The following is a 372-nucleotide window of genomic DNA, read 5'->3' as shown; positions in this document are numbered from 1 at the left end:
GGCCGTAAAGCACCTGCCTGCATTGCGGACGGCGAGGATCTCGCGGTATGTCACCAGGTCGTTCTCGCGCTTGATGCGCTCGAGGACGGTTGCGACAACAAGCGCCGCTATCGCCGGCAGGAACGCCGCAGCCGCGGCGACGCCGGCGCCCCAGGTGCCCTCCATCCAGTTAAACGCCGGCGACAGTATCAGTGCGAACGCCACCGCCAGCAACGCGAGCATCAGCACGGCCAGCCATAGCATCCGCGTTCCCATGCGCTTGCGATCTCTTTCGACTGCCTCTTCCATAACGGTCACGTCTCCCTTCACGAGCGTGTCTATGGAGGTGTCGAATAGGATGCTCAGCATGAGCAGACTCTGGACGTCCGGATA

The 372-nt window shown here is 62.6% G+C and carries 1 pseudogene; it reads right to left on the bottom strand.

Annotated features, from left to right (window positions below):
• Positions 1 to 372, bottom strand: a pseudogene (locus tag DW732_RS08545) (XRE family transcriptional regulator); the annotation flags it as partial.

The organism is Collinsella sp. AM28-11LB, assembly GCF_003469895.1.
GTDB lineage: Bacteria > Actinomycetota > Coriobacteriia > Coriobacteriales > Coriobacteriaceae > Collinsella.
This window is presented reverse-complemented; position numbering and strand designations above follow the sequence as displayed.